The following is a 12194-nucleotide window of genomic DNA, read 5'->3' on the forward strand; positions in this document are numbered from 1 at the left end:
GAGGATAAACAATGAAAAAACAGTTACTTCGTACCCTTACTGCAAGCATTTTACTGATGAGTACCTCTGTTCTGGCGGAACAAGCGCCATCGCGCACAGAATGTATCGCCCCTGCTAAACCTGGCGGTGGTTTCGATCTCACCTGTAAGTTGATTCAAGTGAGCATGATGGAAACCGGCGCTATCGAAAAACCGATGCGCGTTACCTACATGCCCGGCGGCGTTGGCGCCGTGGCCTATAACGCGATCGTCGCGCAACGTCCGGCTGAAGCGGGTACCGTAGTGGCATTCTCCGGCGGCTCGCTGCTGAACCTGTCACAAGGGAAGTTTGGTCGCTACGGCGTTGATGATGTCCGCTGGCTGGCAAGCGTGGGCACTGACTACGGCATGATTGCCGTACGCCAGGACTCACCCTGGAAAACGCTGAAAGATCTGCTGACGGCAATGGAGAAAGATCCTAACAGCGTGGTCATTGGCGCAGGCGCCTCTATCGGTAGTCAGGACTGGATGAAGTCGGCGCTGCTGGCGCAAAAAGCCAACGTCGATCCACACAAGATGCGCTATGTGGCCTTTGAGGGCGGCGGCGAACCGGTCACCGCGCTGATGGGGAATCACGTCCAGGTGGTTTCCGGCGATCTCAGCGAGATGGTGCCTTATCTTAGCGGCGACAAAATCCGCGTGCTCGCCGTGTTCTCTGATGAACGTCTGCCAGGCCAGTTAGCTAACGTGCCAACCGCCAAAGAGCAGGGTTATGACCTCGTGTGGCCCATCATTCGTGGCTTCTACGTTGGACCAAAAGTCAGCGACGCCGAGTATCAGTGGTGGGTTGATGCCTTTAACAAACTCCAGCAGACCGATGAGTTTAAAAAGCAGCGCGATCTGCGCGGCCTGTTTGAATTCAACATGAGCGGTAAGCAGCTCGACGAATACGTGAAAAAGCAGGTCACGGATTACCGTGAGCAGGCGAAAGCCTTCGGTCTGGCGAAATAAGCGCAGAGGCAAAGATGATGAGCGATCGTATTTTTGCAGGTATCTGGCTGTTGCTCTGTATAGCCGGGCTGTTCGTGGCCTGGCAAATCACCAGCGAATACAGCTATGAGCCGGTTGGGCCGCGTCCCTTTCCGCTTGGCATTATCAGCCTGATGCTGGTATGCGCCGTGGCACTGCTGTTGCGCCATCCCGACACCATCAGTTGGCCCCGCCGTCACGTGCTGCAAAAGCTGCTGACGATGGTGATTGTTCTGTTGATGTACGCCTGGGGTTTCGAATGGCTCGGTTTTCCCATCGCCACCGCCATTCTCACCGTGGTGATTGGCATGCTGTTCGGCGCAACCATTCCGGCTGCGGGGATTTCCGGCGCGGTACTCGGCATTCTGCTGTGGTATGCCTTTGACCGACTGCTTGACGTCACCTTACCACTCGGCGCCTGGCTGGGTTAACGGAGAAACGATGGATACCTGGATTTATCTTTCTCAGGGTTTCGCGGTGGCCATGACGCCGGAAAACCTGGTCATCGCCCTGATTGGCTGTTTTGTCGGTACCATTGTCGGGCTGTTGCCTGGTCTTGGACCCATTAACGGCGTGGCGATCCTGCTGCCTCTGGCGTTCGCTTTGCATCTGCCAGCAGAATCTGCGCTGATCCTGCTGGCTACGGTCTACATAGGTTGTGAATACGGCGGACGTATCTCCTCCATCTTGCTGAATGTTCCCGGCGATGCGGCGGCGATTATGACCGCGCTGGATGGCTACCCGATGGCGCAGCAAGGCCGCGGCGGCGTTGCGCTCTCTATCTCGGCGGTCAGCTCTTTCATTGGTTCGCTTATCGCTATCGGCGGCATCATTCTGTTTGCCCCGGCGTTAGCCCAATGGTCGCTGGCCTTCGGTCCGGCGGAATACTTTGCCTTAATGGTTTTCGCCATTGCCTGCCTTGGCAGCATGATGGCGCAAAACCCGCTGAAATCATTTCTGGCAGCGCTTATCGGTCTCGGCCTTGCGACCGTCGGCGTAGACGCCAATACCGGGGTTTATCGCTTTACCTTTGACAGCGTTCATCTCTCCGACGGTGTGCAGTTTATCGTGGTAGTGATTGGGCTGTTCTCAGTCTCTGAAATACTGTTAATGCTGGAACATACCAGCAGTGGCCAGACGCTGGTGCGTAAAACGGGCCGCATGTTATTTAACGCCAAAGAAGGTGCGCAGTGCGTTGGCGCAACCCTGCGTTCATCGGTGATTGGCTTTTTCGTCGGCGTCCTTCCCGGCGCGGGCGCAACCATTGCCAGCGCTATCACCTACATGACCGAGAAAAAGCTCAGCGGCAATAGCGACAGCTTCGGCAAAGGGGATATACGCGGCGTGGCGGCCCCCGAAGCCGCCAACAACGCCTCGGCCTGTGGCTCCTTTATCCCGATGCTGACGCTCGGCGTACCGGGCTCCGGCACCACGGCGGTGATGATGGGCGCGCTGACGCTGTACAATATCACACCGGGTCCGGCCATGTTCACCGAACAGCCGGACATCGTCTGGGGGCTGATTGCGGCGCTGCTGATTGCTAACGTGATGCTGCTGGTGATGAACATCCCGTTGATCGGCCTGTTTACCCGTATGCTGACCATCCCCTTGTGGTTTTTGGTACCGGCTATCGCGGCAGTCTCCGCGGTGGGCGTGTATGCCGTCCACAGCACCACTTTCGATCTGGTGCTGATGGTTGCCCTCGGCGTGCTGGGCTACATATTGCGCAAAATGCACTTCCCGATGTCGCCGTTGATTTTAGGCTTCGTTCTCGGGGAAATGCTGGAGCAGAACCTGCGTCGGGCGCTGTCTATCAGTAACGGTAATATGGATATTCTGTGGGCCAGCGGCGTGGCGAAAGTGTTGCTGGTGATGGCGGTACTGGTTATCGTGGTCCCGCCAGTACTACGCCTGATTCGTAAACGTAACAGCAAACCGCAGGTGGATATCAGCTAATAATATGCCGGATAGCGGCGCTGACGCGCCTTATCCGGCATTTTCATCTTAATTCCTGAACGGCACTGAGTACGTGCTCAACAAACCGCGTCAGCTTGGGCAGCGGACGCAAATCTTGTCGCCACAGTAGATGAATCGGCCGCGGCTGCGGCGTAAACTTTTCCAATATCCGAATCAGTTTCCCGGTAGCCAACTCTTGCGCCAGCAGCACCTCCGGTTGCAATAACAGTCCGGCCCCCGCTACCGCCGCCATACGCAGGCCATGACCATCGTTACAGCGCAGGATCGCATCGCGCTTCCATCTGACTTCGCCCGTCACGCCAGGCAGTATCCATTCGTTGCGAGCCGTCCACACGGTATGGGACAGGCACAGATGATCCACCAGATCCGCTGGCGTAAGGGGCGTGCCATGACGGGCAAGATAATCCTTTGATGCACAGATCGCCATACGGTAAGGACACAGGTATTTCGCCACCACATCAGTCTGATGGATATCGCCAATACGGATCGCCAGGTCGACGCCTTCATTCACCAGATCAACCATCCGGTTGGTCAGATCCAGTTCAATGCGCACCTCTGGCCAGGCCTGTAAAAACGCAGCGGCCAGCGGCGAGATAACGCAAGCGCCAAAAGAAGTAGGCGCGCTAATGCGCAGCGTCCCCGCAGGGGCCAGCCGCAGACGCTCTACCGAACGCTCAGCTATCGACACCTGCTCCAGCACGCGGCGGGCTTCTTCAAAATAGACACGCCCGGCATCGGTCAGGCTCTGGCGGCGAGTATTGCGCTCCAGCAGACGCGTGCCGAGCTGTGCTTCCAGTTGGGTGATATATTTTCCCACCATCACCGCAGACATCTCGAGTCTTGTTGCCGCGGAGGTAAAGCTTCCGCTCTCCACCACGGCGATAAACGTTTCCATGCCGCGCAGCTTATCCATATTACAAACCTCTGGTTAGTAATCATCTAACTTATAGCCAGTTTATCCGATTTCATTTTCATTAAAGAATAGTGGCTCACACTATTCTGGAGGTGGTTATGAAAATCGTCATTATTGGTGCCAGCGGTACAGTGGGGCGCGCAGTTACAGAAACGTTAAGCCGTAAACATGAGGTGATCCGCGTAGGTCGCACGCGGGGAGATTACCAGGTCGATATCACCTCGCAGGAGAGTGTCGAGGCATTGTTTGAAAAAGTCGGTCGGATAGATGCGATCGTTTCCGCCACCGGCAACCTGTTCTTTGGCCCGCTGTCGACAATGACCGACGAGGACTTTAATCAGGGATTACAGGATAAGCTGTTAGGCCAGATACGTCTGGCATTAACCGGGCAACATTTCCTCAATGATGGCGGCTCGATTACGCTAATTAGCGGCATTATCGCCCATGAACCCATCGCACAAGGGGCGAATGCAGCAACGATCAATGCCGGGCTGGAAGGATTTGTGCGCGCTGCTGCCTGTGAGCTAGGTCGTGGTCAGCGCATAAACCTGATAAGCCCAACCGTACTCAGTGAATCCGCCGAAGCATACGATGGTTTCTTCCCAGGCTTTGAAAGCGTCCCCGCCGCTACCGTTGCCAACGCCTATCGCCGCAGCGTGGAAGGCATCCAAACCGGGCGCATTTATAAAGTCGGTTACTGACTTTGCTGCTGCCGTTGAGTTACCCTCAGCGGCGCATAATTAACTCTTTGTTTTAAAATAACATTACCTGTCATCCCTTCTCCTCCCCGCACTTAACCTCACTTTTTATAATGTTAAATAATTGTTGTTTTTGATCACAAATAATAAACAAATAAGCCCATTCTGTGCGCGTTTTTCAAAAATGTAGATATTTTTAATTTATGGCTACGAAACGAGCTGCGCCATATCTCCCTGACAATCTACTGAGAGGAACGATTTGATGAACGCACTGACTGCCGTAAAACCGAACGCTGATGATCCAGCCCAGCACTACAGCGGTTTCACGTTGAAACCATCAGCCCAGTCCCCACGCCTGCTGGAGCTGACTTTTTCCGCTGAGACCACTGAGCAATTTCTGAAAGCCGTAGCGCAGTGGCCGGTGCAGGCACTGGAATACAAATCCTTCCTGCGCTTCAAAGTGGGCAAGATCCTCGACGACCTGTGCGGTAATCAGTTGCAGCCTTTGCTGCTGAAAACGTTGCTCGATCGTGCCGAAGGCGCACTACTGATCAACGCCGTTGGCGTGGATGATGTGGCACAGGCTGAAGAGATGGTCAAGCTGGCGACGGCGGTAGCGCATCTTATCGGGCGCTCCAATTTTGATGCGATGAGCGGTCAATACTATGCCCGTTTTGTGGTGAAAAACGTTGATAACTCAGACAGCTATCTGCGCCAGCCGCACCGTGTAATGGAGCTGCATAACGACGGAACCTACCTCGAAGAAATCACCGACTATGTGCTGATGATGAAGATTGACGAGCAGAACATGACCGGCGGTAACTCGCTGCTGCTGCACCTCGACGACTGGGAACATCTGGATCAGTACTTTACCCACCCGCTGGCGCGTCGCGCCATGCGCTTTGCCGCACCGCCAAGCAAAAACGTCAGCCAGGAAGTGTTCCATCCGGTGTTTGACGTTGACCAGCAGGGCCGCCCGGTGATGCGCTACATCGACCAGTTCGTCCAGCCAAAAGATTATGAAGAAGGCGTCTGGCTGAGCGATTTGTCCGATGCGTTGGAAACCAGCAAGGCCATTATTTCCGTTCCGGTTTCAGTCGGTAAATTCCTGCTAATCAACAACCTGTTCTGGTTGCACGGTCGCGATCGCTTCACCTCGCATCCTGACCTGCGCCGCGAGCTGATGCGCCAGCGTGGTTATTTCGCTTACGCGACAAACCACTACCAGACTCATCAGTAAGCGCGAAGGAATAAAGCGGATGTATGATTTTGTGATTATTGGCGGCGGCATTATCGGCATGTCGACCGCCATGCAGCTGATTGATGTCTATCCGGACGCCAGAATCGCGCTGCTGGAAAAAGAGTCCGGCCCGGCCTGTCATCAGACGGGCCACAACAGCGGCGTAATTCATGCCGGGGTCTATTACACCCCCGGCAGCCTGAAGGCGCAGTTTTGCCTGGCCGGAAATCGCGCCACAAAAGCCTTTTGCGATCAAAACGGCATCCGCTACGACGTCTGCGGAAAAATGCTGGTTGCCACCTCCGAACTGGAAATGGAGCGCATGCGCGCGCTGTGGGATCGCACCGCCGCTAACGGCCTTGAGCGCGAATGGCTGAATGCGCAGGAGCTTCGCGAGCGTGAACCCAACATCACCGGGCTGGGCGGTATTTTTGTTCCGTCGAGCGGGATCGTCAGCTACCGCGAAGTCACCGCTGCGATGGCGAAGATATTTCAGGCCAAAGGCGGTGAGATTATCTACAACGCTGAGGTCAGCGCGCTAAAAGAGCACGCTGCGGGCGTTGTCGTACATACCCGTCAGGGTCAGGAATTTGAGGGAGCGACGCTGATTAGCTGCTCTGGCCTGATGGCGGACCGACTAGTGAAAATGCTCGGCGTTGAACCCGGCTTTATCATTTGTCCGTTCCGTGGCGAATATTTCCGTCTGGCGTCAGAACATAACCAGATAGTCAACCATCTGATCTACCCCATCCCCGACCCGGCGATGCCGTTTCTCGGCGTTCATCTGACCCGGATGATTGACGGCAGCGTCACCGTGGGCCCCAACGCGGTACTGGCATTTAAACGTGAAGGCTACCGTAAACGCGACTTCTCGCTCAGCGATACGCTGGAGATCCTCAGCTCTTCCGGCATTCGTCGCGTGCTGCAAAACAACCTGCGCTCAGGACTTGGCGAAATGAAGAATTCGCTGTGCAAAAGCGGTTATCTGCGGCTGGTACAAAAGTACTGCCCGAGTCTGACGCTCAAGGATCTGCAGCCCTGGCCTGCAGGCGTGCGGGCACAGGCTGTGTCGCCGGACGGCAAGCTAATCGACGATTTCCTGTTTGTCACCACGCCACGCTCAATTCACACCTGTAACGCGCCTTCTCCGGCAGCAACGTCGGCGATCCCTATCGGCGCGCATATTGTCAGCAAAGTTCATGCGCTGCTGGAGAACCAGAGTAATCCCGGACGCACGCTGCGTGCGGCACGTAGCGTGGAAACATTACACGCCGCATTCACCCGTTAAAACGATTTAGACAGGACGCAATTATGCAACTTAACGATCCAACCTTATTTCGCCAGCAGGCACTGATCGACGGCAACTGGCGTGACGCCAACAGCGGCGAGACCATCGCGGTGACCAACCCCGCCAGCGGTCAGCAATTAGGTAGCGTACCGAAAATGGGGGCGGATGAAACCCGCGAAGCGATTAACGCCGCTAACCGCGCTCTGCCCGCCTGGCGTGCGCTGACCGCCAAAGAGCGGGCCAACATCCTGCGCCGCTGGTTCAACCTGATGATTGAGCATCAGGACGATCTCGCCCGTCTGATGACCCTGGAACAGGGTAAACCGCTGGCAGAAGCCAAAGGTGAAATCACCTATGCCGCTTCCTTTATTGAGTGGTTTGCCGAAGAGGGCAAACGTATCTATGGCGATACGATCCCCGGCCACCAGGCCGACAAACGCCTAATCGTCATCAAACAGCCGATCGGCGTTACCGCCGCGATTACGCCGTGGAACTTCCCCGCGGCGATGATTACCCGCAAAGCCGGTCCGGCGCTGGCGGCTGGTTGCACAATGGTGCTTAAACCAGCCAGCCAGACTCCCTACTCCGCACTGGCGCTGGCAGAGCTTGCCAATCGCGCCGGGATCCCGGCAGGCGTTTTCAGCGTGGTGACCGGTTCAGCGAGCGCAGTCGGCAACGAGCTGACCGGCAACCCGCTGGTACGCAAGCTGTCATTTACCGGCTCAACCGAAATTGGCCGTCAGTTAATGCAGCAGTGCGCCAAAGACATCAAAAAAGTGTCGCTGGAGCTGGGCGGCAATGCGCCGTTTATCGTCTTTGACGATGCCGATCTCGATAAAGCCGTAGAAGGCGCACTGGCATCGAAGTTCCGTAACGCTGGCCAAACCTGTGTCTGCGCCAACCGCCTGTACGTGCAGGACGGCGTGTATGACCGTTTTGCCGAAAAACTCCAGCAGGCAGTGAGCAAACTGCACCTCGGCGATGGTCTGCAACCTGACGTCACCACCGGACCGCTGATCGACGAGAAAGCGGTAGCCAAAGTGCAGGAACACATCGCCGATGCTCTGGATAAAGGCGCGCGCATTATCGCGGGTGGCAAACCTCACGCACTCGGCGGCAACTTCTTCCAGCCCACCATTTTGGTGGATGTGCCTGACAACGCGAAGGTCGCCAAAGAAGAGACGTTCGGCCCGCTGGCTCCGCTGTTCCGGTTTAAGGACGAGGCTGACGTCATCGCTCAGGCTAATGACACTGAGTTTGGTCTGGCCGCCTATTTCTACGCCCGTGATTTGAGCCGCGTCTTTCGCGTTGGCGAAGCGCTGGAATACGGCATTGTCGGGATTAACACCGGCATTATCTCCAACGAAGTCGCCCCGTTTGGGGGAATCAAAGCCTCCGGTCTTGGCCGTGAAGGATCGAAATACGGCATCGAAGACTACTTAGAAATCAAATATATGTGCATCGGCCTTTAATAAAATAAATACTGGAGAACACCTGATGAGCACCAACAAAGAACTTATGCAACGTCGCAGCAACGCCGTTCCCCGTGGCGTAGGACAAATCCACCCTATTTTTGCCGAGCGTGCAGAAAACTGTCGAGTCTGGGACGTTGAAGGCCGTGAATTCCTCGATTTTGCTGGCGGTATTGCGGTGCTGAACACCGGCCACCTGCACCCGCAGATCGTCTCTGCGGTAGAAGCACAGTTGAAAAAGCTGTCCCATACCTGTTTTCAGGTGCTGGCCTATGAGCCGTACCTGGAGCTGTGCGAAATCATGAATAAGAAAGTGCCGGGCGATTTCGCTAAAAAAACCCTGCTGGTGACAACCGGCTCGGAAGCGGTGGAAAACGCGGTGAAAATCGCCCGCGCCGCCACCAAACGAACCGGCACTATCGCCTTCAGCGGCGCTTACCACGGTCGAACCCACTACACCCTGTCGCTGACCGGGAAAGTAAACCCGTACTCTGCAGGAATGGGACTGATGCCGGGCCACGTGTATCGTGCGCTTTATCCTTGCCCGCTGCACGGCATCAGTGAAGACGATGCTATCGCCAGCATTCACCGTATCTTCAAAAATGATGCCGCTCCGGAAGACGTTGCCGCCATCGTGATTGAGCCCGTCCAGGGCGAAGGTGGTTTTTACGCCGCCTCTCCTGCTTTTATGCAACGTCTGCGCGCCATTTGTGATGAGCACGGCATCATGCTGATTGCCGATGAAGTACAGAGCGGCGCGGGCCGTACCGGTACGCTGTTCGCTATGGAGCAGATGGGCGTTGCGCCCGATCTCACCACCTTCGCCAAATCTATCGCCGGTGGCTTCCCGCTGGCGGGAGTGACCGGACGCGCCGAAGTCATGGACGCAATCCCACCGGGCGGTCTGGGCGGTACCTATGCCGGTAACCCGATTGCCTGTGCCGCCGCACTGGCGGTACTGAATATTTTCGAACAGGAAAATCTGCTGCAAAAAGCCAACGACCTGGGGCAAACCCTGCGCGAAGGCCTGCTGGCTATCGCGGAAACCCACCGCGAGATTGGCGATGTACGCGGGCTGGGAGCGATGATCGCAATTGAACTGTTTGAAGACGGCGATCACACGAAACCAGACGCCAAACTGACCGCGGAAATCGTCGCGCGTGCGCGCGATAAAGGGCTGATCCTGCTCTCCTGCGGACCTTACTACAACGTACTGCGCATTCTTGTCCCACTGACCATTGAAGATGCCCAAATCCGCCAGGGGCTGGACATTATCGCTCAGTGTTTTGCCGAAGCGAAGCAGGGTTAACACCGCATTCGACCAATAAAAAACGCAATCCTCAGGCCGGATAAGGCGGAGCCGCCATCCGGCAGACAGGGTCAATAACAATAAATACGCGTGCCCCGGCGCGGGAATGCCGGGGTGCTCTCCCAAGTGAAATACTTTCGAGAGGTTTAAAAGATGGGGCAAGTGTCACAATCACATGATTTAGGGGGCGGGCTGAAATCACGCCACGTCACCATGCTGTCTATTGCCGGGGTTATCGGCGCAAGTTTGTTTGTGGGTTCAAGCGTGGCGATTGCAGAAGCCGGTCCCGCAGTATTACTGGCCTATCTGTTCGCCGGATTGCTGGTGGTGATGATTATGCGCATGCTGGCCGAAATGGCCGTTGCCACCCCGGATACCGGTTCCTTTTCCACCTACGCCGATAAGGCCATCGGGCCGTGGGCGGGTTATACCATCGGCTGGCTGTACTGGTGGTTCTGGGTGTTGGTTATCCCGCTGGAAGCGAATATCGCCGCCATCATTCTGCACTCCTGGGTTCCAGGCATTCCTATCTGGCTGTTTTCTCTGGTTATCACGTTGGCATTAACCGGCAGTAATTTGCTGAGCGTCAAAAATTACGGTGAGTTCGAGTTCTGGCTGGCGCTGTGCAAAGTGATTGCCATTCTGGCGTTTATCACTCTCGGCGCGGTGGCGATTAGCGGTTTCTATCCCTATGCCGAGGTCAGCGGAGTTTCGCGCCTGTGGGATCAGGGCGGCTTCATGCCCAACGGCTTTGGCGCGGTGATCAGCGCGATGCTAATCACCATGTTCTCCTTTATGGGCGCAGAGATTGTTACCATCGCCGCCGCCGAGTCCGACACCCCGGATAAGCACATCGTCCGCGCCACCAACTCGGTTATCTGGCGTATCTCCATCTTCTATCTGTGCTCTATTTTTGTGGTCGTCGCGCTGATTCCGTGGAACATGCCGGGACTGAAAGAGGTGGGCTCTTACCGCTCGGTGCTGGAGTTACTGCATATTCCACACGCGAAGCTGATCATGGACTGTGTCATATTGCTGTCGGTAACCAGTTGTCTGAACTCCGCGCTGTATACGTCCTCGCGTATGCTTTACTCCCTGAGCCGTCGTGGCGATGCTCCCGCCTTTATGGGTAAAACGAATCGGAGTAAAACGCCTTATGTGGCGGTGTTGCTGTCTACGGGTGCCGCGTTCCTCACCGTGGTGGTCAACTATTACGCCCCGGCCAAGGTGTTCAAATTCCTGATCGACAGCTCCGGTGCCATCGCCCTGCTGGTTTATTTGGTGATTGCAATTTCCCAACTGCGGATGCGCAAAATCCTGCTGGCGCGAGGCGGTGAAATTAAACTGAAAATGTGGCTCTATCCGTGGCTTACCTGGCTGGTAATCGCCTTTATTATCTTTGTGTTGGTGGTGATGCTCTTTCGCCCGGCTCAACAACTGGAAGTTATCTCTACCGGGTTGTTAGCCATAGGAATTATTTGCACCGTGCCTATTATGTCACGCTGGAAAAAACTGCTATCGTGGCAAAAAACACCGTTGCAAAATACGCATTAAACCTTTTCCCGGCGCAGGCCGGGAAAACCGTTCAGGAGTAAGACCATGACCGCCATTCCCCAACCGACGGCCATTGATGGATACCGCTGGCTGAAAAACGACATCATCCGCGGTGTGTATCAGCCTGATGAAAAACTGCGTATGAGCCTGCTGACCTCACGCTATGAGCTTGGCGTGGGACCGCTACGCGAAGCGCTTTCGCAGTTGGTTGCCGAGCGGCTGGTCACGGTGGTCAATCAGAAAGGGTATCGTGTCGCCCCAATGTCCGAACAGGAGTTGCTCGATATTTTCGATGCCCGCGCCAATATGGAAGCCATGCTGGTCGCGCTGGCCATTGAACGCGGCGGCGACGCCTGGGAAGCTGAAATTCTGGCGCGGGCGCATATGCTCGGCAAGCTTGAAGCCGTTGACGCCAGTGAACAGATGCTCGACGAGTGGGATCAGCGCCATCAGGCTTTTCACTCGGCAATTGTCGCTGGCTGCGGTTCACAGTATCTGCTGCAAATGCGCGAACGGCTATTCGATTTGGCGGCGCGCTACCGGTTTATCTGGCTGCGAAAGACGGTGCTGTCGGTGGAGATGTTGGAAGATAAACACGATCAGCACCAAACGCTGACCGAAGCAATTCTGGCACGCGATGCCGCACGTGCCAGCGAATTAATGCGCCAGCACCTGCTGACGCCCATTCCGATTATTCAACAAGCGATGTCCGGCAAATTGCTGACGCAATAAGCCT

At 55.8% G+C, this 12194-nt stretch carries 11 protein-coding genes; 10 read left to right on the top strand and 1 reads right to left on the bottom strand.

What is annotated here, in order from left to right; all coding sequences use genetic code 11:
• Window positions 1-11: 11 nt before the first annotated feature.
• Genes OGV52_RS11285 through OGV52_RS11295 form a run of 3 tightly spaced genes read left to right on the top strand, consistent with a single transcriptional unit; the run spans window position 12 to window position 2963 of the window.
• Window positions 12-989 carry a Bug family tripartite tricarboxylate transporter substrate binding protein gene (locus OGV52_RS11285; RefSeq protein ID WP_080859118.1) on the top strand — a complete coding sequence of 326 codons (978 nt, stop codon included), beginning with the start codon at window positions 12-14 and terminating at the stop codon, window positions 987-989.
• Between the two features lie 14 nt (window positions 990-1003).
• Window positions 1004-1438 (top strand): tripartite tricarboxylate transporter TctB family protein, encoded by a 435-nt coding sequence (locus OGV52_RS11290; RefSeq protein WP_087050849.1) that lies wholly within the window; start codon window positions 1004-1006, stop codon window positions 1436-1438.
• Window positions 1439-1448: 10 nt separating this feature from the next.
• Window positions 1449-2963: a tripartite tricarboxylate transporter permease gene (locus tag OGV52_RS11295; protein WP_016154129.1), complete on the top strand. Its 1515-nt coding sequence runs from the start codon at window positions 1449-1451 to the stop codon at window positions 2961-2963.
• A gap of 43 nt (window positions 2964-3006) precedes the next feature.
• Here the strand turns inward: OGV52_RS11295 and OGV52_RS11300 are convergent, their stop codons facing one another.
• On the bottom strand, window positions 3007-3897 hold the full coding sequence (locus tag OGV52_RS11300; RefSeq protein WP_016157283.1) for a LysR substrate-binding domain-containing protein: 891 nt from the start codon (window positions 3895-3897) through the stop codon (window positions 3007-3009).
• A 98-nt stretch (window positions 3898-3995) separates the two neighbouring features.
• Between OGV52_RS11300 and OGV52_RS11305 the strand changes: the two genes are divergently transcribed.
• From OGV52_RS11305 to csiR, 7 genes are all read left to right on the top strand, one after another.
• Window positions 3996-4598 (top strand): short chain dehydrogenase, encoded by a 603-nt coding sequence (locus OGV52_RS11305; RefSeq protein ID WP_287108532.1) that lies wholly within the window; start codon window positions 3996-3998, stop codon window positions 4596-4598.
• A 259-nt stretch (window positions 4599-4857) separates the two neighbouring features.
• The gene (gene glaH, locus OGV52_RS11310) at window positions 4858-5835 is read left to right on the top strand and encodes a glutarate dioxygenase GlaH (RefSeq protein WP_016154132.1); all 978 of its coding nucleotides are present in this window, start codon (window positions 4858-4860) and stop codon (window positions 5833-5835) included.
• A gap of 19 nt (window positions 5836-5854) precedes the next feature.
• Window positions 5855-7123 carry an L-2-hydroxyglutarate dehydrogenase gene (gene lhgD / locus OGV52_RS11315; RefSeq protein ID WP_016157289.1) on the top strand — a complete coding sequence of 423 codons (1269 nt, stop codon included), beginning with the start codon at window positions 5855-5857 and terminating at the stop codon, window positions 7121-7123.
• Between the two features lie 23 nt (window positions 7124-7146).
• Window positions 7147-8595 (top strand): NADP-dependent succinate-semialdehyde dehydrogenase, encoded by a 1449-nt coding sequence (gene gabD / locus OGV52_RS11320; RefSeq protein WP_181221262.1) that lies wholly within the window; start codon window positions 7147-7149, stop codon window positions 8593-8595.
• 25 nt (window positions 8596-8620) lie between these two features.
• The gene (gabT, locus tag OGV52_RS11325) at window positions 8621-9904 is read left to right on the top strand and encodes a 4-aminobutyrate--2-oxoglutarate transaminase (RefSeq protein WP_046274853.1); all 1284 of its coding nucleotides are present in this window, start codon (window positions 8621-8623) and stop codon (window positions 9902-9904) included.
• A 153-nt stretch (window positions 9905-10057) separates the two neighbouring features.
• Entirely contained in the window at window positions 10058-11458 is a 1401-nt protein-coding gene (gene gabP / locus OGV52_RS11330) for a GABA permease (protein WP_047499472.1), read from the top strand.
• 45 nt (window positions 11459-11503) lie between these two features.
• Window positions 11504-12190: a DNA-binding transcriptional regulator CsiR gene (gene csiR / locus OGV52_RS11335; protein WP_047358821.1), complete on the top strand. Its 687-nt coding sequence runs from the start codon at window positions 11504-11506 to the stop codon at window positions 12188-12190.
• Window positions 12191-12194: the final 4 nt, after the last annotated feature.

Source organism: Citrobacter sp. Cb041, assembly GCF_030336655.1.
GTDB classification, from domain to species: Bacteria; Pseudomonadota; Gammaproteobacteria; order Enterobacterales; family Enterobacteriaceae; genus Citrobacter; species Citrobacter braakii.

Bases quoted from the DNA above. Each gene is read 5' to 3' on its own strand.
- OGV52_RS11285 (WP_080859118.1), top strand. From the start codon at position 12: ATGAAAAAACAGTTACTTCGTACCCTTACTGCAAGCATTTTACTGATG.
- OGV52_RS11290 (WP_087050849.1), top strand. From the start codon at position 1,004: ATGATGAGCGATCGTATTTTTGCAGGTATCTGGCTGTTGCTCTGTATA.
- OGV52_RS11295 (WP_016154129.1), top strand. From the start codon at position 1,449: ATGGATACCTGGATTTATCTTTCTCAGGGTTTCGCGGTGGCCATGACG.
- OGV52_RS11300 (WP_016157283.1), bottom strand. From the start codon at position 3,897: ATGGATAAGCTGCGCGGCATGGAAACGTTTATCGCCGTGGTGGAGAGC.
- OGV52_RS11305 (WP_287108532.1), top strand. From the start codon at position 3,996: ATGAAAATCGTCATTATTGGTGCCAGCGGTACAGTGGGGCGCGCAGTT.
- glaH (WP_016154132.1), top strand. From the start codon at position 4,858: ATGAACGCACTGACTGCCGTAAAACCGAACGCTGATGATCCAGCCCAG.
- lhgD (WP_016157289.1), top strand. From the start codon at position 5,855: ATGTATGATTTTGTGATTATTGGCGGCGGCATTATCGGCATGTCGACC.
- gabD (WP_181221262.1), top strand. From the start codon at position 7,147: ATGCAACTTAACGATCCAACCTTATTTCGCCAGCAGGCACTGATCGAC.
- gabT (WP_046274853.1), top strand. From the start codon at position 8,621: ATGAGCACCAACAAAGAACTTATGCAACGTCGCAGCAACGCCGTTCCC.
- gabP (WP_047499472.1), top strand. From the start codon at position 10,058: ATGGGGCAAGTGTCACAATCACATGATTTAGGGGGCGGGCTGAAATCA.
- csiR (WP_047358821.1), top strand. From the start codon at position 11,504: ATGACCGCCATTCCCCAACCGACGGCCATTGATGGATACCGCTGGCTG.